The 20899-nt window shown below is 56.0% G+C and carries 17 protein-coding genes; 6 read left to right on the top strand and 11 right to left on the bottom strand.

Annotated elements, in window-relative coordinates; all coding sequences use genetic code 11:
• Window positions 1–100: 100 nt before the first annotated feature.
• Together glpK and ACMWKA_RS20540 are read right to left on the bottom strand one after the other, a co-directional pair.
• Window positions 101–1609 (bottom strand): glycerol kinase GlpK, encoded by a 1509-nt coding sequence (gene glpK / locus ACMWKA_RS20545; RefSeq protein ID WP_013099318.1) that lies wholly within the window; start codon window positions 1607–1609, stop codon window positions 101–103.
• 21 nt (window positions 1610–1630) lie between these two features.
• Window positions 1631–2476: an MIP/aquaporin family protein gene (locus tag ACMWKA_RS20540; protein WP_013099317.1), complete on the bottom strand. Its 846-nt coding sequence runs from the start codon at window positions 2474–2476 to the stop codon at window positions 1631–1633.
• A gap of 398 nt (window positions 2477–2874) precedes the next feature.
• Here ACMWKA_RS20540 and zapB point away from each other — a divergent pair, with 398 nt between their 5' ends.
• Complete coding sequence (zapB, locus tag ACMWKA_RS20535; protein WP_013099316.1) at window positions 2875–3114, top strand: septal ring assembly protein ZapB; 240 nt, start codon at window positions 2875–2877, stop codon at window positions 3112–3114.
• 583 nt (window positions 3115–3697) lie between these two features.
• Here zapB and rraA read toward each other — a convergent pair.
• The 7 genes from rraA to priA all read right to left on the bottom strand — a co-directional run bounded on the left by rraA (window position 3698) and on the right by priA (window position 11662).
• Entirely contained in the window at window positions 3698–4183 is a 486-nt protein-coding gene (gene rraA, locus ACMWKA_RS20530; RefSeq protein WP_013099315.1) for a ribonuclease E activity regulator RraA, read from the bottom strand.
• Between the two features lie 92 nt (window positions 4184–4275).
• A complete protein-coding gene (gene menA, locus ACMWKA_RS20525; protein ID WP_333095552.1) occupies window positions 4276–5196 on the bottom strand; it encodes a 1,4-dihydroxy-2-naphthoate polyprenyltransferase in 921 nt (306 codons plus the stop codon).
• 67 nt (window positions 5197–5263) lie between these two features.
• Window positions 5264–6595 (bottom strand): HslU--HslV peptidase ATPase subunit, encoded by a 1332-nt coding sequence (hslU, locus tag ACMWKA_RS20520; RefSeq protein ID WP_013099313.1) that lies wholly within the window; start codon window positions 6593–6595, stop codon window positions 5264–5266.
• A gap of 9 nt (window positions 6596–6604) precedes the next feature.
• Window positions 6605–7135: an ATP-dependent protease subunit HslV gene (gene hslV, locus ACMWKA_RS20515; protein ID WP_008501802.1), complete on the bottom strand. Its 531-nt coding sequence runs from the start codon at window positions 7133–7135 to the stop codon at window positions 6605–6607.
• A 94-nt stretch (window positions 7136–7229) separates the two neighbouring features.
• On the bottom strand, window positions 7230–8228 hold the full coding sequence (gene ftsN / locus ACMWKA_RS20510) for a cell division protein FtsN (RefSeq protein ID WP_045294665.1): 999 nt from the start codon (window positions 8226–8228) through the stop codon (window positions 7230–7232).
• A gap of 93 nt (window positions 8229–8321) precedes the next feature.
• Window positions 8322–9347 (bottom strand): DNA-binding transcriptional regulator CytR, encoded by a 1026-nt coding sequence (gene cytR, locus ACMWKA_RS20505; RefSeq protein WP_013099311.1) that lies wholly within the window; start codon window positions 9345–9347, stop codon window positions 8322–8324.
• 119 nt (window positions 9348–9466) lie between these two features.
• A complete protein-coding gene (priA, locus tag ACMWKA_RS20500) occupies window positions 9467–11662 on the bottom strand; it encodes a primosomal protein N' (RefSeq protein WP_020686910.1) in 2196 nt (731 codons plus the stop codon).
• Between the two features lie 200 nt (window positions 11663–11862).
• Here priA and rpmE point away from each other — a divergent pair, with 200 nt between their 5' ends.
• Window positions 11863–12075 carry a 50S ribosomal protein L31 gene (rpmE, locus tag ACMWKA_RS20495; protein WP_003862040.1) on the top strand — a complete coding sequence of 71 codons (213 nt, stop codon included), beginning with the start codon at window positions 11863–11865 and terminating at the stop codon, window positions 12073–12075.
• A 48-nt stretch (window positions 12076–12123) separates the two neighbouring features.
• Here the strand turns inward: rpmE and metJ are convergent, their stop codons facing one another.
• Complete coding sequence (gene metJ / locus ACMWKA_RS20490) at window positions 12124–12441, bottom strand: met regulon transcriptional regulator MetJ (protein WP_003862042.1); 318 nt, start codon at window positions 12439–12441, stop codon at window positions 12124–12126.
• A gap of 276 nt (window positions 12442–12717) precedes the next feature.
• Here metJ and metB point away from each other — a divergent pair, with 276 nt between their 5' ends.
• The 4 genes from metB to katG all read left to right on the top strand — a co-directional run bounded on the left by metB (window position 12718) and on the right by katG (window position 19754).
• Complete coding sequence (metB, locus tag ACMWKA_RS20485; RefSeq protein ID WP_013099309.1) at window positions 12718–13878, top strand: cystathionine gamma-synthase; 1161 nt, start codon at window positions 12718–12720, stop codon at window positions 13876–13878.
• Window positions 13879–13880: 2 nt separating this feature from the next.
• The gene (locus ACMWKA_RS20480; RefSeq protein WP_038420815.1) at window positions 13881–16313 is read left to right on the top strand and encodes a bifunctional aspartate kinase/homoserine dehydrogenase II; all 2433 of its coding nucleotides are present in this window, start codon (window positions 13881–13883) and stop codon (window positions 16311–16313) included.
• A gap of 225 nt (window positions 16314–16538) precedes the next feature.
• A complete protein-coding gene (gene metF / locus ACMWKA_RS20475; protein WP_013099307.1) occupies window positions 16539–17426 on the top strand; it encodes a methylenetetrahydrofolate reductase in 888 nt (295 codons plus the stop codon).
• A 147-nt stretch (window positions 17427–17573) separates the two neighbouring features.
• Window positions 17574–19754, top strand: coding sequence for a catalase/peroxidase HPI (gene katG, locus ACMWKA_RS20470; RefSeq protein ID WP_414760557.1), 2181 nt, complete (start codon window positions 17574–17576; stop codon window positions 19752–19754).
• Between the two features lie 39 nt (window positions 19755–19793).
• Here katG and gldA read toward each other — a convergent pair whose 3' ends face one another.
• A complete protein-coding gene (gldA, locus tag ACMWKA_RS20465) occupies window positions 19794–20897 on the bottom strand; it encodes a bifunctional L-1,2-propanediol dehydrogenase/glycerol dehydrogenase (RefSeq protein WP_414760556.1) in 1104 nt (367 codons plus the stop codon).
• Window positions 20898–20899 lie beyond the last annotated feature (2 nt).

The raw sequence follows: 20899 nt of genomic DNA, 5'->3' as shown, positions 1-20899 counted from the left end.
GAATTGCACGAAGTTTATCACAGAGTGGGGCGAGGCGAGGGGACCGGTGCAGCCGGAGCCCCTCACCCTGACCCTCTCCCGGGGGAGAGGGAATGTATGATTACTCTTCGTGCTCTTCCCACGCCAGGGCGCGTTTCACCGCTTTCTTCCAGCCGCTGTAGCGGTAGTTACGCTCGGTGGTTTCGATGCCAGGGCGGAATTCACGTTCGATAACCGCTTTTTCCTGCAGCTCGTCCAGATTCTGCCAGAAGCCGACCGCCAGACCCGCAAGGTACGCCGCACCCAGCGCGGTCACTTCGCGCACTTCCGGGCGTTCCACGCGGGTGCCCAGAATGTCGGACTGGAACTGCATCAGGAAGTTGTTCGCGACCGCACCGCCGTCCACGCGCAGAGCGTGCAGACGGATGCCGGAGTCAGCCTGCATCGCTTCCAGTACGTCGCGCGTCTGGTAAGCGATAGATTCCAGGGTGGCGCGAATAATGTGGTTGGAATTCACACCACGCGTCAGGCCGAAAATCGCGCCGCGTGCATACGGATCCCAGTACGGTGCGCCCAGACCGGTAAACGCAGGTACCACGTACACACCGTTGGTATCCTTCACTTTGGTGGCGAAGTACTCGGAGTCGAATGCATCGCTGATAAGCTTCATTTCGTCGCGCAGCCACTGGATGGATGCACCCGCCATGAACACCGCACCTTCCAGCGCATAGTTCACTTCACCGCGTGGGCCGCAGGCGATGGTGGTCAGCAGACCGTTTTCTGATTTCACCGCTTTCTCGCCGGTGTTCATCAGCATAAAGCAGCCGGTACCGTAGGTGTTTTTCGCCATCCCTTCTTTAACGCACAGCTGGCCGAACAGCGCCGCCTGCTGGTCACCGGCGATACCGGCGATAGGAATACGCGTGCCGCCTTTACCACCGATGTTGGTCTGACCGTACACTTCAGAAGATTTACGTACTTCTGGCAGCATAGCGCGTGGAATATCCAGCGCGTCCAGCATCTTGTCATCCCACTCCAGCGTGTTGATGTTGAACAGCATGGTACGCGAGGCGTTGGTGTAGTCCGTGACGTGAACGCGACCCTGGGTCATCTTCCAGATAAGCCAGGTATCGACGGTACCGAACAGCAGTTCGCCGCGTTTTGCACGCTCACGTGAACCTTCCACGTGGTCAAGGATCCACTTCACTTTGGTACCCGAGAAATACGGGTCAACCACCAGGCCCGTGGCGCTGCGGACGTACTCTTCCATACCGTCGCGCTTCAGCTGTTCGCAAATCTCTGACGTACGACGACACTGCCAGACGATGGCGTTATAAATTGGCTTCCCGGTTTCACGTTCCCAGACGATTGTCGTTTCACGCTGGTTGGTAATACCAATCGCGGCTATTTCGTCAGAACTGATATCGGCTTTCGCCAGCACTTCGACCAGCGTGGAGCTTTGCGATGCCCAGATCTCCATCGGGTCGTGCTCTACCCAGCCTGGACGAGGATAGATTTGCTCAAATTCACGCTGTGACACGCTGACAATGTTCGCGTCATGATCCATTACGACAGCGCGGGAGCTGGTGGTGCCCTGGTCGAGCGCAACGATATATTTTTTTTCGGTCATGGTGTAAGTCCCGTAGTCAGATTACAGCGAAGCTTTTTGTTGTGCGGTAGAAGTCGTCTCTTTCTCCTCGTCCACACAGGTGTCGCACGGTAAGTGGCGACCAATTAATTTGCGATAGCTAAACGCACCCAGCGCAGCCCCGACAACCGGCGCAAACAGCGGAACCAGGAAGTAAGGAATGTCTTTGCCACCGGTGAAGGCCACGTCGCCCCAGCCTGCGATAAAGGCGAACGCTTTTGGTCCGATATCACGCGCCGGGTTCATCGCGAAGCCGGTCAGCGGGCCCATGGATGCGCCGATCACCGCAATCAGCAGGCCAATCAGCAGAGGTGCCAGCGGGCCGCGCGGAATGCCGTTTCCGTCGTCGGTCAGCGCCAGGATAACGCCCATCAGAATAGCGGTAATCACCATTTCAACTGCGAACGCCTGCACAAAATTGATATGCGGGTTTGGATATGTAGAGAAGATACCTGCCAGATCCAGACTTTCGACGCTGCCGCGCACCATATGATGCGTCTGTTCGAAGTCGATGAAAAGATTGTAATAAAGCCCGTAAACTAACGCCGCTGCGCAAAACGCGCCGGCAAATTGAGAAATAATGAAAGGAACAACTTTGCGTCCGTCGAAGCACGCGAACAGCCACAGTGCGATGGTCACCGCCGGGTTAAGATGTGCGCCAGAAACCCCTGCAGTCAGGTAGATGGCCATCGCCACACCCAGACCCCAGATAATACTGATTTCCCACTGACCAAAACTGGCACCCGCCACTTTCAGTGCAGCAACACAGCCCACTCCGAAGAATATCAACAACCCGGTACCAAGGAACTCGGCAATGCACTGGCCTTTTAAGGTTGATGTCTGACTCATAATCGGAATCCTGAAGAGATTGATGTTTATTGTTAGCATGGCCGCCCGTGACAGCCATGATGTCCTGTAGACATAGTGTTAATTTATCGTTAACGAGCAAAAACGAGAAATATCGAAATCAAAATGTGTGGTCTGTGTCAATAAAATGAGCGTTTACGCGCCATAAAGCGCATTTTTGCATCAGCGCGAGAGTGTGAGCTGAATCATTTCATTAACTAATGAGTTAACAACTTAGGGGTAATTGCCGCGAACGCACCAGGACGAGGCCGAAAAGTGTTGCAAACCGCGATCTGCGCGGTGTGTCGCTGGACAGGGGCGACGGGGCTTCATACAATCGGCATAGATGTTGTGCGCGTTTACGTTAAAGCGTCGCCTTGCAATTCAGGAGAGGTAGGATCATGTCTTTAGAAGTGTTTGAGAAACTGGAATCGAAAGTACAGCAGGCGATTGACACCATCACGCTGCTGCAGATGGAAATTGAAGAGCTGAAAGAAAAGAACAACAGCCTGGCGCAAGAAGTGCAGACAGCTCAGCACGGCCGTGAAGAACTGGAGCGCGAAAACAACCAGCTGCGTGAACAGCAGAACGGCTGGCAGGAACGTCTGCAGGCACTGCTGGGACGTATGGAAGAGGTTTAATTCCCCTGGGATTGAACTGAGTAGGCCGGGTAAGGCGAAGCCACCACCCGGCTTTTTTATGGTTATCGCGAATGGGTAATAACCATTAAAAAGGCCGCCCAAGGCGGCCTTAACGCTATTTGTCCTGCGCTGTCGTAGCAAAAGCAAAGAACACATTGGGTTCATCACTCTTCACAACGAGTACGCTGGCGACAATGAACGCGATACATAAATAGCGTTTCATTATGCGGTCCCTGCAGCTAACCGCTCCACCGTTCACCACCGGTGATAAGTCGGTGGACACAAGCCCTGGTATTAGCCTGTTTTACGGTTGTGAATACACCTTTCCCTGGACCGATGCCCATTTGCGAGATGGCGGAAAGGGACGCTGCATCATAATAAGCAGCAACCGTGGTGTTAAGGTATTCATAAAGAATTAGGATTTTATAAAGCTTCTGAGGGGTTGCCCAAGGTTTGGACGAGAGTATGATGAAGATCCTTGGTATTAGCCTGCAAGCCTTCCCAACGGACCGCGAATCCCGAGGGACAAAAAAACCGCCACATTGCTGTTGGCGGTTTTTTTATGGCGCTCGCTTACTGTTTACTACTCAATATCCAGCGGATCTTCGGAGAGGATAATGCCGGTGTTATCGGCATAGAGATGGTCGCCGGAGAAGAAGGTCACGCCGCCGAAATTGACGCGGATATCGCTTTCGCCAATGCCTTCACCTGCGGCGCCTACCGGAATGGCGGCAATCGCCTGAATGCCGATATCGAGGTCTTCGAGATCGTCCACCTGGCGGACTGAACCGTAGACCACAATGCCTTCCCATTCGTTTTGCACGGCAATTCCGGCCAGTTCCGCGTCAATCAATGCACGACGTACGGAGCCGCCGCCATCAACCAGCAGCACGCGACCACGACCGTTCTGTTCGAGCAGATCGTACAGCAACCCGTTATCCTCGAAACATTTCACCGTGATGATTTGTCCGCCAAACGAAGACCGTCCACCAAAGTTGGAGAACAGCGGTTCAACGACGTTGACATCTTCCTGGTAGATGTCACAAAGCTCGGAGGTATCGTATTTCATAGGTTTAACGCTCTGTTGCTGCGAATGTGTTCAGTATATCGTGCGAAATGCGTTGTTGGCAAAATCATCAATTGTTAATTGATATTTGTCAGTTAACTCAGCGTCTGGCTCAGGATAATCCCTATCACGAACAACAGGTTAGTGAGCAATGCGCCTTTTACCGTGCGCTCAAGCATCGGTGGCATGGCTGCCGGGCTGAGCTCACGCATCACAAAGCGGGCCTGTTTAATCAGCAGCGGCGCGGCGAGCACAAACAGCCAGCCCCAGAGACTATGCAGTGAGATCAGGTTGAACAGCGCGAGGCAGAGCAGGGCACCCATCAGCAGGCAGGCATGATAGCGACGCGCGTTAACCGGCCCCAGACGCACGGCCAGCGTGTTTTTGCCGTTCTCACGGTCGCTGTCGATATCGCGCAGGTTGTTGATATTAAGTACCGCCGTTGCCAGCAGACCGCAGGCGGTGGCGGGCAGGAATAGGGCAGGAATAAGCGTATGCGCCTGTAAGTACCAGCTGCCCATCACGCTCAGCCAGCCAAAAAATACCAGCACGGAAATATCACCCAGGCCGATATAACCGTAAGGGCGCGTGCCGACGGTATAGGTAATGGCGGCGATAATAGCGAGCAGGCCCAGCACCAGAAAACCAATGAAATCACTGGTGGTTTTCGAGGCGACCGTCACCAGCGCCAGGCCGGATAAACAAATCAGTACCACGGTGATAATCAACGCGCGCTTCATCTGTGCCTGCGTAATCACCCCTTTCTGCATCCCGCGCAGAGGGCCGATACGGTCAGGCTTATCGCTACCTTTAACCGCATCGCCGTAGTCGTTGGCGAGATTAGAGAGGATCTGCAACAAACCGGCGGTGACCAGCGCCAGCACGGCAACCAGCGGATTGAAATACCCCTGCCACCAGGCAAGGACGGTACCGACGATAATCGCGGCAAAGGCCAGAGGAAGGGTTTTAGGGCGCAGACTTTCGAGCCACGCCTGAGTACGGCTGATATCAGTCATAGTTATTAAGCCAAAAAAATGGGGGCATTAGCCCCCATTAAATGTGATGAGAATGCAGTAACCGCGATTATAGGATAAAACGGCTCAGATCTTCATCTGCCACTAACGCATCCAGGTGTTTACCCACATATTCTGCGTCAATGGTAATGGTTTGACCGTTCAGGTCGCTCGCATCATAAGAGATATCTTCCATCAGGCGTTCCAGCACCGTGTGCAGACGACGCGCACCGATGTTCTCGGTAGTTTCGTTGACCTGCCAGGCCGCCTGGGCGATGCGTTTGATACCGTCTTCGGTGAACTCAATGTTCACGCCTTCGGTCGCCATCAGCGCTTTGTACTGTACGGTCACAGACGCGTTTGGCTCGGTCAGGATACGTTCGAAATCTTCAGTGGTCAGCGCCTGCAGCTCAACGCGGATAGGCAGACGGCCCTGCAGTTCCGGGATCAGGTCAGACGGGCTGGCAATCTGGAACGCACCGGACGCGATAAACAGGATGTGGTCCGTTTTGACCATCCCGTGCTTGGTGGAGACGGTGCAGCCTTCAACCAGCGGCAGCAGGTCGCGCTGCACGCCTTCACGGGAGACGTCCGGGCCGGACGCGTTACCGCGCTTACAGATCTTATCGATTTCGTCGATAAACACGATACCGTGCTGCTCAACCGCGTCGATCGCATCCTGCTTTAGCTCTTCCGGGTTCACCAGCTTTGCTGCTTCTTCTTCAATCAGCAGCTTCATCGCATCTTTGATTTTCAGCTTACGCGCTTTCTGTTTCTGACCGCCCAGGTTCTGGAACATGGACTGCAGCTGGCTGGTCATCTCCTCCATGCCAGGAGGTGCCATGATTTCCACACCCATTGGCGCGGCGGCGAGATCGATCTCAATCTCTTTGTCATCCAGCTGGCCTTCGCGCAGCTTTTTGCGGAATGCCTGACGTGCCGCAGACGGTTCAGCCTGCTGTTCAGCCTGGCCCCAGTTGTTTTTCGCCGGCGGGATCAGCACGTCAAGAATGCGCTCTTCAGCCATCTCTTCCGCGCGATAGCGGTTTTTCTCGATCGCCTGAACGCGAACCATCTTGATTGCCGAGTCGGTCAGATCGCGGATGATAGAGTCAACTTCTTTACCTACATAGCCCACTTCGGTGAATTTAGTGGCTTCAACTTTGATGAACGGCGCGTTAGCCAGTTTCGCCAGACGGCGAGCGATTTCGGTTTTACCGACACCGGTTGGGCCGATCATCAGAATGTTTTTTGGCGTCACTTCATGGCGCAGCTCTTCGTCGAGCTGCATGCGGCGCCAGCGGTTACGCAGAGCAATAGCCACGGAACGCTTGGCGTTATCCTGGCCGATAATATGTTTGTCCAGTTCGCTGACAATTTCGCGTGGGGTCATTTCAGACATGGGAGATCCTTACGCTTTAGAGGTCAATTCTTCGATGGTGTGGTTGTGGTTGGTATAGATGCAGATATCACCCGCAATATCCAACGCCTTCACAGCGATATCACGCGCATTCATGTCGGTATTCTCCAACAGTGCGCGAGCCGCAGCCTGGGCATAAGGGCCGCCAGAGCCGATGGCAATCAGGTCGTTTTCCGGCTGAATGACGTCACCGTTACCGGTGATGATCAGCGATGCGGTTTCATCGGCCACGGCCAGCAGCGCTTCGAGTTTGCGCAGCATGCGGTCGGTTCGCCAGTCTTTCGCCAGCTCAACGGCGGCTTTCACCAGATGACCCTGGTGCATTTCCAGTTTACGTTCAAACAGTTCAAACAGCGTGAAAGCATCAGCCGTGCCGCCTGCAAAACCGGCGATCACTTTGTCGTTGTATAAACGACGGACTTTTTTCACGTTGCCTTTCATTACGGTATTACCCAGCGTGGCCTGGCCATCACCGGCGATTACCACGTGGCCGTTACGGCGTACACTTACTATTGTTGTCACGAGCAGACCCCCTGGTTACAGAATCGGGAAACAGAAGCCCTGAGCCTGTGCTCAGGGCTGAATAGAAAGATAGATGGGGGGGAATTTGGGGGTTTCAACCCCCGGAAGCAAGTCGGATGCAGTTTGTGTGACCGGCGACTTTCAAACGAGAAATGGTGCCATCGGCATTTTCTTTGCCTTTGACCGGGCCAATCACCACGCGATTCCAGCCATTATTGGTGGTAATGCGCGAGTCAAATCCTTCAAATGCCAGCTGAGCGCGGACCGTTTCGGCCTGCTCGGCACCTTTGAACGAACCGCACTGCACCATCCAGCGGCGTTCGTCTTTCTTCTCAGCCGTCTGCTTCGGTGCCTCGGTCTCTTTGGTGACCGGTGCGGCCTGCTGTGTTTTCGGCTGCTGCGCGGTGGTATGCGCAGGCGTCTGCAGCAGATCCTGATACGGTTGAGCCGTTTGCTTCTGCGTCTGGGCCTTTGGCTGCTGAGCAGGCTGAGACTGCGCCGTTCGCGTTTGCGGCTGCTGGTACGGCTGTTCCGTCACGCGCGGCTGCGCTTTAGGCTGCTGTACCGGCTGGTTTTGCGTCCACTGCTGCTGTTGTTGCTGCTGAATCTGTGCCTGACGCTGGCGCTGCAGTTGCAGTGTTTGCTGACGCTGCGCCGGCGTTTGTTCATTCCATGGCACTTCATTCAGCTGCGTAGGCTGCTGGCGCATATCAGCCTGCATCTGTGCCAGCAACTGACGCTGTTCGTCCGTTAGCTGATCGGCATTTTTCACCTCGCCACCGGCGGATGGCTCGGTCGGCGCACGCACCCCAGGCTGACGGCTTTCCAGCTCTTTAATATAGCGCCAGCGCTCTTCAGGCTTCGGTGGCAGACCATTTCCAACCACTTTGTTGCCCTGAAGGGCCTCAGCCTCTTCTTTTTTATGGTGCGTGATAAAGTACAGGCCGCCGATGAAGGCCACCAGTACCGCCGCAGCAATAGCGACCATTGCTGGCGAGACAGCAGGCAGGTTACGTTGCTTTTTCTTTGCGCTACTCTTTTTGCGTCGCGAAGGTGCCGGCTGGCCGCGACGTACATAATCTCGTTGTGCCACTATCGTTTCGCTGTATTTATTCGTTCGTCAGTCCGCCATGTTACTTAAGCGGCGGGGCTTTGACCAGATAAGGGTGTCCTAAAGACATTTACTTTAAGTCAATGCCTGGGTAGAACCACGAATAATCAGTTCGCAGTCCAGCAACCTCGATCCGCTGCTAACTGTTTGACCCTGCAACTGATCGAGCAAAAGAAGCATCGCTTCACGGCCAATGTCGTAGCGTGGCTGCGAAACGGTTGAGAGCGGGGGATCGCAAAATTCTGAAAGCGAAATATTATCGAAACCGATAATCGACAAATCTTTCGGTATGCGCAGGCCGCGGCGTTTCGCATACGATAATGCCCCCAGCGCCATCACGTCGCTGTGGCAGAACACTGCGGTAGGCGGCTCAGGCAACGCCAGTAGTTTTTCCAGCGCCTGACCACCGGCTTCGAAGGAAAAATTACCGCGCGCAATGTAGTGCGGATCAACCGTCACGCCGGTTCGGCGAAGCGCCTGAACATAGCCCTGCAGGCGATAGTGACACAGCGGCATCTCTTCTGGCCCGGCAATGCAGCCAATCCGTTTATGCCCCAGCTCCTGCAGGTAGTTAACGGCGTTGAACGCGGCGGTCAGGTTATCAATATGCACCGTTGGCAGTTCCAGCTCCGGCGCAAACTCGTTGGCCATCACCATCGGCGGTAAATTGCGCTGCTCTTCAATGCTGGCATCAAACGGCAGGCGCGAACCAAGCAGCAGCATGCCGTCGATCTGCTTGGTGATAATGAGGTCGATAAAGGTTTTTTCCTGCTGATTCTGGTGCGCGCAGTCGCCAATGAGCACCAGATACCCTTGCTCCGCAGCGGTCACTTCGATGCCGCGAATAATTTCGCTGAAGAAGGGATCGCAGATGTCCGGTACGATCACCAGGATGGTCCGCGACTCATTACGTTTAACGTTACGCCCCATCGCCTGTGGGAAATACCCCACTTCCAGCGCGGCCTGTTCTACCCGGTTGCGGGTCGCCTGAGAGACTTTATCCGGGTTCATTAATGCGCGGGACACGGTTGCCGTAGAGACTTGTGCTTTCTGGGCAACGTCTTTCATGGTCGCCGTGGCAACCTCTTTCCTGGACTTCAACGTCTTCTCCTCGCCTGAACACCGAACTTCTGACGCCACCATTTTTACAGATAGTTAATGGAATCGGTTACAGAATTTTCATAAAAAGTGTGAGGGACGTTAAATTTTTCGATCCGGCTTCAGCCTTCGATGGGATCAACGTCAAGCACCCACTTCACTTTGCGCGCTTCTGGCAGGGTGTTGATCAAGGCCAGCGTGCCGCTGACGATGTGCTGTAAACGGATGCGCGAAGGGTGCTGGAGCAAAATCTGCCAGCGAAAACGTCCGCCGCGCTTGGGGGCCAGCGCCGGAACCGGCCCTAAAATCCACAGTTGATTATCAACCAGCGGGCTGGCCTGCAGAAGGTTTCTCAACTGCTGCAGGAAAAGCGGCGCCTGCTGGTTGTTATGATCTTCCGCGCGGATGATCACGTGGCTGGTCCACGGGGGAAGCTGCATGGTCTGGCGTTCAGCCAGCGCCTGCTCGGCAAAGGCGTCATAGCCTTTGTGCAGCAGGGTTTGCAGCAACGGATGCTCAGGATGGTGCGTTTGCAGTACCACTTCGCCCTGTTTCCCGGCGCGTCCCGCGCGTCCGGCCACCTGGGTATAAAGCTGGGCAAAACGCTCGGCTGAGCGGAAATCGGCAGAGAACAGTGCGCCATCGACATCCAGCAGGGCAACCAGCGTCACGTCCGGGAAGTGATGACCTTTAGCCAGCATCTGGGTGCCAATCAGGATGCGCGCGCCACCGCGATGCACTTCTGCCAGCTGCTGTTCCAGCGCCCCTTTGCGGCTGGTGGTGTCCCTGTCGATTCGGGAAATGGGCACGTCCGGGAAGAACGGCTCCAGGGCCTGTTCCAGCTGTTCAGTGCCCAGACCGACCGGCACGATGTGCGTTGACCCGCACGACGGGCACTGACGCGGCACCGGGCGCTGGCTGTCGCAGTGGTGGCAGCGCAAATGGCGCTGGGCCTGATGGAAGGTGTAGTAGTGGTCGCAGCGCGGGCATTCTGCGATCCAGCCGCAGTCGTGACACAGCAGTGCCGGGGCAAAGCCGCGTCTGTTGAGGAACAAAATAACCTGATTGCCCGCCTGCAAATGCTGACGCATCCGGGTGATAAGGGCAGGTGCTAACCCCGCCTGCACCTGCTGACCTTTCAGATCCAGCACGTGTTGAATGGCCGGACGCGCATTCCCCGCGCGACGCGTCAGGCGCAGCATATGGTATTTACGCTGACGAACATTATGCAGCGTTTCGAGCGCCGGGGTAGCAGAGCCCAGAATAATGGGGATTTGCTCGCTGTGCGCGCGATAGACGGCCAAATCGCGGGCGTGATACCGCCAGCCTTCCTGCTGCTTATAAGAGCTGTCGTGTTCTTCATCAATGACGATGACGCCAAGATTTTTGAACGGTGTAAACAGTGATGAACGGGTGCCAATCACGATCGCCGCTTCGCCGTTTTTCGCTTTCAGCCAGGCGCTGAGGCGTTCGCTGTCATTCAGGCCAGAGTGCAGCACCTCAACCGGCGCATTGAACCGCTCGCGAAAGCGCGCGATGGTTTGCGGCGTCAGGCCAATTTCCGGCACCATCACCAGCGCCTGTTTGCCCTGCGCGAGCACGTTTTCCAGCACACTGAGATAGACTTCTGTCTTGCCGGAACCGGTGACCCCGGCCAGTAGCCAGGCGGAGAAATGGCCGGAAGCGCTGTGGATCGCCCCCACGGCGGTGGCCTGCTCGGTGTTCAGGCGCAGGCGATCGCCCGAGACGGAAAATCGCTCCCGCCAGTCATACAGGGCCGGAGCCTCGCTTGCCAGTTCGCTCAGCCCTTTTTTTCGTAGTGCCTGGAGCGCGGTTTCGCTGACTTCCATCTCATCGACCTGATGGCGCCAGATTTTCCCCTGACGCAGGGCGGCCAGCGCCTGCTGTTGTTTCTGGGAGCGCTTCAGGCTGTTAATGTCCACCGCCTGGCCCTGTTCGGTCGCAAACCAGTACCACATTGGTGCGTGGCTGGCGCTTTTGCCCTGGCGCAGCATAATCGGTAAAGCGTGGAACAGAACATCGCCAATCGGATGATGATAATAATCCGCCGCCCATAGTAGCAGTCGCCAGGTGCTGGTGGAGTAAACGGGCTCGCTGTCGAGCACCTCAACGACCGATTTCAGTTCGTTAAGCGGCAATTCGCTCTTGTCGCTGACGGAGACGACGATCCCTACGCGCTGCTGTTTGCCAAAGGGCACGGTCACGCGACAGCCCGCTTTAACGCTCATGCTGTCGGGCAGCAGATAGTCAAACGTGCGGGGAAGCGGAACGGGCAGGGCAACGTGAGCGACGGGCATCGAATCTTCCTGACTTGAAAAGTGGCGCGTTAGTATACACATTAGTGAAAGCGGCGTGCGGATCAGTTTGCATACGTTGGTCAAATTCTGTATGATTCGCCGCCTTTGGTGTACTTTACGCCAAAGAACTTACATTCAACATCGCGTGGTGTCTGGCGTTAGGGCTGGAAGAGCGACGCGGCCTTAACTGAGGTTCTCCCATGAAAAAAGATATTCACCCGAAATACGAAATGATTACTGCAAACTGCTCTTGCGGTAACTCTATCCAGATCCGCTCTACCGTGGGTCACGATCTGAACCTGGACGTGTGCGGCAAATGCCACCCGTTCTACACTGGTAAGCAGCGTGACGTTGCAACCGGTGGCCGTGTTGACCGCTTCAACAAGCGTTTCAGCATCCCGGGCGCTAAATAAGTTTCCCGAAAAAAAGGCACCGCAAGGTGCCTTTTTTGTATCCGCTTATCAGTATTCCCACGTCTCCGGGTCGATACCCAGTTCACGCATGATCACCTTCGCCTCTTCCGGGATTTCGTCGCTACGCTCTTTGCGCAGGTCGTCATCGTTCGGCAACGGTTGGCCGGTAAACGCATGCAGAAACGCTTCGCACAGCAGTTCGCTGTTGGTTGCGTGGCGCAGGTTGTTCACCTGACGACGCGTACGTTCATCGGTGAGGATCTTCAACACCTTCAGAGGAATGGAAACCGTAATTTTCTTTACTTGCTCACTCTTCTTACCGTGCTCAGCGTATGGGCTGATATATTCGCCGCTCCATTCAGCCATGAGATACCTTTAATCCTCTCAGTCATTAATCTAAAGGTGCAAAACCTGTAACCGTCGGTTTTGAACCGTAAACCTGCGTAGTTTACCGTAGAGACGATACCGTGGCACGGATATTGCCGCTGCAGCGTGCACTAAAGCATATAATTTTAACGGCTATTTGCGCATTGCTCAATCTATACGCAAAGAAGTTTAGATGTCCAGATGTATTGACGTCCATACTTTCAATGTTTACTCTGGTGCCTGACTTTTCACCTAATTAGCCAGGAAGCCTTCACCATGACGCGTAAACAGGCCACCATCGCAGTGCGTAGCGGATTGAATGATGACGAGCAGTACGGCTGTGTTGTCCCGCCGATTCATCTTTCCAGTACCTATAATTTCACCGGATTTAATGAACCCCGTGCGCATGACTACTCGCGTCGTGGCAACCCTACGCGTGATGTTACCCAGCGCGCGCTGGCGGAACTGGAAGGTGGCGCAGGGGCAGTATTAACCAATACCGGCATGTCTGCCATTCATCTGGTGACTACCGTGTTCCTGAAGCCGGGCGATCTGCTGGTTGCGCCGCACGACTGTTACGGCGGCAGCTATCGTCTGTTTGATAGCCTGGCAAAACGCGGCTGTTACCGGGTACTGTTTGTCGATCAAAATGACGAACAGGCGCTGAAACAGGCGCTGGCAGAGAAACCGAAGCTGGTGCTGGTGGAAAGTCCAAGTAATCCATTGTTGCGCGTTGTCGATATTGCGAAAATTTGTCAGCTCACAAGGGATGCGGGAGCGATAAGTGTAGTGGATAATACGTTCCTTAGTCCGGCCCTTCAGAACCCACTGGCGCTGGGTGCAGATCTGGTATTGCATTCATGCACTAAATATCTGAACGGTCATTCTGATGTCGTCGCAGGCGTGGTGATTGCAAAAGATCCCGACGTTGTCACCGAACTGGCATGGTGGGCCAATAACATTGGCGTCACCGCCGGGGCCTTCGACAGTTATCTGTTGTTACGCGGGATTCGTACGCTGTCGCCGCGTATGGAGGTGGCACAGCGCAATGCCCAGGCGATTGTCGATTTCCTGAAAACGCAGCCGCTGGTGAAGAAGCTTTATCACCCGTCGCTGCCTGAAAACCAGGGGCACGAGATTGCCGCGCGTCAGCAGAAAGGGTTTGGCGCGATGTTAAGTTTTGAACTGGACGGTGACGAGCAAACGCTGCGTCGCTTCCTGAGCGGGCTGTCATTGTTTACGCTGGCGGAATCGTTAGGTGGGGTTGAAAGTTTGATCTCCCACGCCGCAACCATGACGCACGCAGGTATGGCACCAGAGGCACGTGCCGCCGCCGGGATTTCTGAGACGCTGCTGCGGATCTCAACCGGTATTGAAGATTCTGAAGATTTAATTGCCGATCTGGAAAATGGCTTCCGGGTCGCAGCCAAGGGGTAATCATGAGTGTGATAGCGCAGGCAGGGGCGAAGGGTCGTCAACTGCACAAGTTTGGTGGTAGTAGTCTTGCTGATGTGAAGTGTTACCTGCGCGTTGCAGGGATCATGACAGAGTATTCACAGCCGGGTGACATGATGGTTGTCTCCGCGGCGGGCAGCACCACCAACCAGCTGATTAGCTGGCTGAAATTGAGCCAGACCGATCGCCTCTCTGCGCATCAGGTGCAACAGTCCTTACGCCGTTACCAGAGCGAGCTGATTGCCGGTTTGCTGCCTGCAGACGTGGCGGATGGGCTGATTAGCGCTTTTACGCATGACCTTGAGCGTCTGGCCGCCCTGCTGGACAGCGGTATTACCGATGCGGTGTACGCCGAAGTGGTGGGTCACGGTGAAGTGTGGTCTGCGCGCCTGATGGCCGCCGTGCTGCAACATCTGGGCGTTGAGGCTGCCTGGCTCGACGCGCGTGATTTCCTGCGTGCCGAACGCGCCGCACAGCCACAGGTGGACGAAGGTCTATCCTACCCGCTGCTGCAACAGTTGCTGGTACAGCATCCGGGTAAACGCATTGTGGTGACCGGCTTTATCAGCCGCAGCAATGCCGGGGAAACCGTGCTGTTGGGGCGTAACGGCTCTGACTACTCGGCGACGCAGATCGGTGCCCTGGCGGGCGTGTCCCGCGTCACCATCTGGAGTGACGTCGCCGGTGTTTACAGCGCTGATCCACGCAAGGTGAAAGACGCCTGCCTGCTGCCGCTGCTGCGCCTGGATGAAGCCAGCGAGCTGGCACGTCTGGCCGCGCCGGTTCTGCATGCGCGTACGCTGCAGCCGGTTTCCGGTAGCGATATCGATCTGCAGTTGCGCTGCAGTTACACCCCGGATCAGGGCTCCACGCGCATCGAACGCGTGCTGGCATCCGGTACGGGGGCGCGTATTGTCACCAGCCACGACGACATCTGCCTGATTGAGTTCCAGGTCCCGGCGGGCCAGGACTTCAAACTGGCGCATAAAGATATCGACACGATCCTCAAACGTGCTCAGGTGCGTCCGCTGGCGGTTGGCGTACATAACGACCGTCAACTGCTGCAGTTCTGCTACACCGCCGAAGTGGCAGACAGCGCACTAAAAATTCTGGATGAAGCGGGCCTGCCGGGCGAGCTTCGTCTGCGTCAGGGGCTGGCGCTGGTGGCGATGGTAGGTGCGGGCGTCACCCGTAACCCGCTGCACTGCCACCGCTTCTGGCAACAGCTGAAAGGGCAACCGGTTGAATTTACCTGGCAGTCGGAAGAGGGCATCAGCCTCGTTGCCGTCCTGCGTAAAGGGCCAACTGAGAGCCTGATTCAGGGTCTGCATACCTCTCTGTTCCGTGCGGAAAAACGCATCGGCCTGGTGTTGTTCGGTAAAGGCAACATCGGTTCTCGCTGGCTGGAGCTGTTCGCGCGCGAGCAGGTCACGCTCTCAGCACGTACCGGCTTTGAATTTATCCTCGCCGGAGTGGTGGACAGCCGCCGCAGTCTGTTGAACTACGAGGGGCTGGATGCCAGCCGCGCGCTTGCCTTCTTTAATGATGAAGCGGTTGAACAAGACGAAGAGTCGCTGTTCCTGTGGATGCGCGCGCACCCGTATGACGATCTGGTGGTGCTGGACGTTACTGCCAGCGAACAGCTTGCCGATCAGTATCTTGATTTCGCCAGCCACGGTTTCCACGTCATCAGTGCGAACAAACTGGCGGGGGCAAGCAGCACCGATAAGTACCGTCAGATCCACGACGCGTTCGAAAAAACCGGTCGTCACTGGCTCTATAACGCCACCGTAGGCGCGGGTCTGCCGGTTAACCATACCGTGCGCGATCTGATTGAAAGCGGCGACAGCATTCTGGCGCTGAGCGGTATTTTCTCCGGTACGCTCTCCTGGCTGTTCCTGCAGTTTGATGGCACCGTACCGTTCACTGACCTGGTGGATCAGGCGTGGCAGCAGGGGCTAACCGAACCCGATCCCCGCGTCGATCTTTCCGGTAAAGATGTGATGCGTAAGCTGGTGATCCTGGCGCGTGAAGCCGGTTATGACATTGAACCCGGCGCAGTTCGCGTCGAGTCGCTGGTGCCGGCAGGCTGCGAGGAAGGATCCATTGATCACTTCTTTGAAAACGGTGATGAACTGAACGAGCAGATGCTGCAACGTCTGGAAGCCGCAAACGAGATGGGGCTGGTGCTGCGCTATGTGGCGCGTTTCGAGGCCAACGGTAAAGCGCGTGTGGGGGTTGAGGCGGTGCGTCCTGAACATCCGCTGGCGGCGCTGCTGCCTTGCGATAACGTCTTTGCAATCGAAAGCCGCTGGTACCGCGATAACCCACTGGTGATCCGTGGCCCGGGTGCAGGGCGCGATGTCACCGCCGGGGCGATCCAGTCGGACATCAATCGTCTCGCTAAGTTGCTGTAACCCCTGTATTTCCCTCTCCCGGTGGGAGAGGGCCAGGGTGAGGGCAACCAACCGCACTCACCCCATCTTGAATTTCCTTCATCTTCCCTGAGCATTCCTCACCGTTATTGTTGATTATTTCTGTTGACGTCACTCCGCTTTTCCGTCATTTTTACATCTGGACGTCTAAACGTATAGAAGTTCACGACACAACAAACAACGACACGCGAAAGATAGAGGTAAGGTATGAGCTTTTTTCACGCCAACCAGCGGGAAGCCCTGAATCAGAGCCTGGCCGAAGTAAACGGCCAGATTAACGTCTCTTTTGAATTTTTCCCGCCGCGCACCAGTGAAATGGAGCAAACCCTCTGGAGCTCTATCGATCGCCTGAGCAGCCTGAAACCGAAATTTGTCTCCGTGACCTACGGCGCGAACTCCGGCGAGCGTGACCGTACGCACAGCATTATTAAAGGCATTAAAGACAGAACCGGTCTGGAAGCGGCGCCGCATCTGACCTGTATCGACGCCACCGGTGACGAGCTGCGTGCTATCGCCCAGGATTACTGGAATAACGGGATTCGTCATATCGTCGCCCTGCGCGGCGACCTGCCGCCGGGTAGCGGTAAGCCCGAAATGTATGCGGCGGATCTGGTCGCGCTGCTGAAAGACGTTGCCGATTTTGATATCTCCGTGGCGGCGTACCCGGAAGTGCATCCGGAAGCGAAAAGCGCTCAGGCTGACCTCCTTAACCTGAAGCGTAAAGTGGATGCCGGTGCGAACCGGGCCATTACTCAGTTCTTCTTTGATGTGGAAAGCTACCTGCGCTTCCGCGACCGCTGCGTTTCTGCGGGTATCGACGTGGAAATCATCCCGGGTATTCTGCCGGTCTCTAACTTCAAACAGGCGAAGAAATTTGCCGATATGACCAACGTACGCATTCCGCTGTGGATGTCCAAAATGTACGAAGGGCTGGACGATGATCCGGAAACGCGCAAGCTGGTGGGTGCCAATATCGCAATGGACATGGTGAAAATTTTAAGTCGGGAAGGGGTAAAAGATTTCCACTTCTACACGCTGAACCGCGCGGAAATGAGCTACGCCATTTGTCATACGCTCGGTGTTCGCCCGGCGTAATAAACATCAAGCCCTCCTGAATGGAGGGCTTTTTAGTCTGGCTAAAAGTTAAAAGGTATTAGCTATCGAATCTGTGGATTAATTCAACTATATCTTATTGCTAGTGGTGTATATCGTAACGGTAACACTGTAAAAGGGAGCATAGCGATGAGCACGTCAGACGAGAGCAATAAAGCGGCATCAGTCGGCAAATGCCCGTTCCACCTGGGCGGCGTCGATCACAGCGCGGGGGCAGGTACAGGCAGCCGCGACTGGTGGCCAAAACAACTCCGCATCGATCTTCTTAACCAACATTCCAATCGTTCGAACCCTCTGGGTGAAGACTTCGACTACCGCAAAGAATTTAGCAAGCTGGATTACTCCGCCCTCAAGGGCGATCTCAAAGCACTCTTAACCGACTCTCAACCGTGGTGGCCTGCCGACTGGGGCAGCTATGCGGGCCTGTTTATTCGCATGGCCTGGCACGGTGCGGGAACCTATCGCTCCGTTGACGGACGCGGCGGTGCCGGACGCGGTCAACAGCGCTTTGCGCCGCTGAACTCCTGGCCAGATAACGTCAGTCTGGATAAAGCTCGCCGTCTGCTGTGGCCGATCAAGCAAAAATATGGTCAAAAAATCTCCTGGGCTGACCTGTTTATTCTTGCGGGTAACGTGGCGCTGGAAAACTCCGGCTTCCGCACCTTTGGTTTTGGTGCCGGGCGTGAAGATGTCTGGGAACCGGATCTTGACGTTAACTGGGGGGATGAAAAAGCCTGGCTGACCCATCGTGACCCGGAAGCGCTGGCGAAACGTCCGCTGGCGGCCACTGAAATGGGGCTGATCTACGTTAACCCGGAAGGACCAAACGCCAGCGGTGAACCGCTGTCCGCGGCGGCAGCCATTCGCGCCACCTTCGGTAACATGGGAATGAACGACGAAGAGACCGTGGCGCTGATTGCCGGGGGGCATACGCTCGGTAAAACTCATGGTGCGGGTGAAGCAACGCACGTTGGCACAGACCCGGAAGCGTCACCGATTGAAGCGCAGGGCCTGGGCTGGGCCAGCACGCACGGTACCGGTATTGGCGCTGACGCCATTACTTCCGGTCTGGAAGTCATCTGGTCACAAACCCCGACCCAGTGGAGCAACTACTTCTTCGAGAACCTGTTCAAATACGAATGGGTACAAACCCGCAGCCCGGCCGGTGCGATTCAGTTTGAAGCCGTGGACGCGCCTGAGATCATGCCAGACCCGTTCGACCCGTCGAAAAAACGCAAACCCACTATGCTGGTTACCGACCTGACGCTGCGTTTTGACCCGGAATTCGAAAAAATTTCCCGTCGCTTCCTGAACGATCCGCAGGCTTTCAACGAAGCCTTCGCCCGCGCGTGGTTCAAACTGACCCACCGCGATATGGGGCCAAAATCGCGTTATCTTGGCCCGGAAGTGCCGAAAGAAGATCTGATCTGGCAGGATCCGCTGCCGGAGGCAGTATTCAATCCGACCAAAGAGGACATTGAGAGCCTGAAGGCGGAAATTGCAGCATCCGGGCTCTCCGTGAGCGAACTGATTTCCGTGGCATGGGCGTCAGCCTCAACCTTCCGCGGCGGCGACAAGCGTGGCGGTGCCAACGGTGCGCGTCTGGCGCTTGCGCCTCAGCGCAACTGGGATGTTAACGCCGCAGCCATACGTGCATTGCCTGCTCTGGAAGCTATTCAGCGCACCACCAATAAAGCCTCACTGGCCGATATCATCGTGCTCGCGGGTGTGGTAGGCGTTGAGCAGGCGGCGAAAGCGGCTGGCGTTTACGTCACCGTACCGTTCACGCCGGGCCGTGTGGATGCACGTCAGGATCAGACGGATATCGATATGTTTAACCTGCTTGAACCGATTGCTGACGGTTTCCGTAACTATCGTGCGCAGGTTGATGTCTCCACCACCGAATCGCTGCTGATTGATAAAGCCCAGCAGTTGACGTTAACCGCACCAGAAATGACGGTGCTGATCGGCGGCCTGCGCGTACTGGGTGCAAACTTTGACGGCAGTAAAAATGGTGTGTTCACCAACCGCGAAGGTGTGCTGAGCAATGACTTCTTCGTGAACCTGCTGGATATGAACACCCAGTGGAAGGCGACCGATGAATCGAACGAGCTGTTTGCCGGAAGCGATCGCACCAGCGGTGAAGTGAAATACACTGCCACTCGCGCTGACCTGGTCTTCGGCTCTAACGCTGTCCTTCGCGCGCTGGCAGAGGTGTACGCCAGCAGTGATGCTCACGAGAAGTTCGTTCGCGACTTCGTTGCGGCGTGGGCGAAGGTGATGGATCTGGACCGTTTTGACGTGAAATAAACATTGAGCCGGGTACGCGTAGCGCACCCGGCTTTTTTATTACTCCCACTCCTGCAGGAAACGCTGTCCATACTGGTCGGCAACCAGTAGTGCCGCGTAAACCTGATCCGGCGACACGCCACCCGGCATGTTGTGAATGGTCTCTCCCTCAGCGCAAGACTCTTCGGCAATCAGGCGCATTTTGGCCGGAATGTCTTCTTTGATATTCAGCTGCGCCAGCGTGATCGGCAATCCAACGCCGTGGCAAAGCGCCGCGACGGTTTCGATCTCCCCAACCGGCGCGTTTTCCAGCACCAGTTGCGTCAGCGTACCAAACGCCACTTTTTCACCGTGATAGAAGTGATGCGCATCCGGCACTGCCGTCATCCCGTTGTGAATGGCATGCGCTGCCGCCAGCCCGCCGCTTTCAAACCCTACGCCGCTCAGATAGGTATTGGCTTCGATAATGCGTTCCAGCGCCGGGGTTACTACGTGCTGCTCGGCGGCCAGCATCGCTTTCTCGCCCTCTTCAATCAGCGTGTTGTAGCACAGCTCGGCCAGCGCTAACGCGGCCTGCGTGCACTTGCCGCCCGCCATGGTCGTGGCGCCGCTGCGCGAGCAGGCGCGTGCTTCAAACCAGGTGGCAAGGGCATCGCCAATTCCGGCGGCCAGCAGACGCGGCGGCGCTCCAGCCACCACTTTGGTGTCGACAATCACCATATTGGGGTTATGCGGTAGCATCAGATAGCGTTCGAATTCGCCGCTGTCGGTATAAATCACAGAAAGGGCGCTGCACGGGGCATCGGTGGAGGCGATAGTCGGGGCGATAGCGACCGGCACGTCCATAAAATGTGCCAGTGCTTTGGCGGTATCCAGCGTTTTACCGCCGCCAATACCCAGCACCGCCATGCAGTCCGCACTGTCGGCCAGTTTTTTCAGACGATCGATCTCGTTCTGCGAACATTCGCCGCCAAACGGCGCGATTTCGGCATGTAGCTCTGCATTTTTAAAACTCTGGCGCAGGGTCTCTTCGGCAAAACCCAGCACAAATTTATCGCCAACAACCAGCCAGCGTGTAGCCAGAGGTTTCAGATAGTCGCCGAGACGGGTGAGAACATCAGCGCCCTGGATATATTTTCCCGGCGATTGAATGATACGGTCCATAA

The sequence above is a fragment of the Enterobacter sp. 03-F-07-AD-ECC genome, from assembly GCF_047530935.1.
GTDB lineage: Bacteria > Pseudomonadota > Gammaproteobacteria > Enterobacterales > Enterobacteriaceae > Enterobacter > Enterobacter cloacae.
The sequence above is the reverse complement of the archived record's forward strand: the minus strand, read 5'-3'. Positions and strand labels throughout refer to the sequence as shown.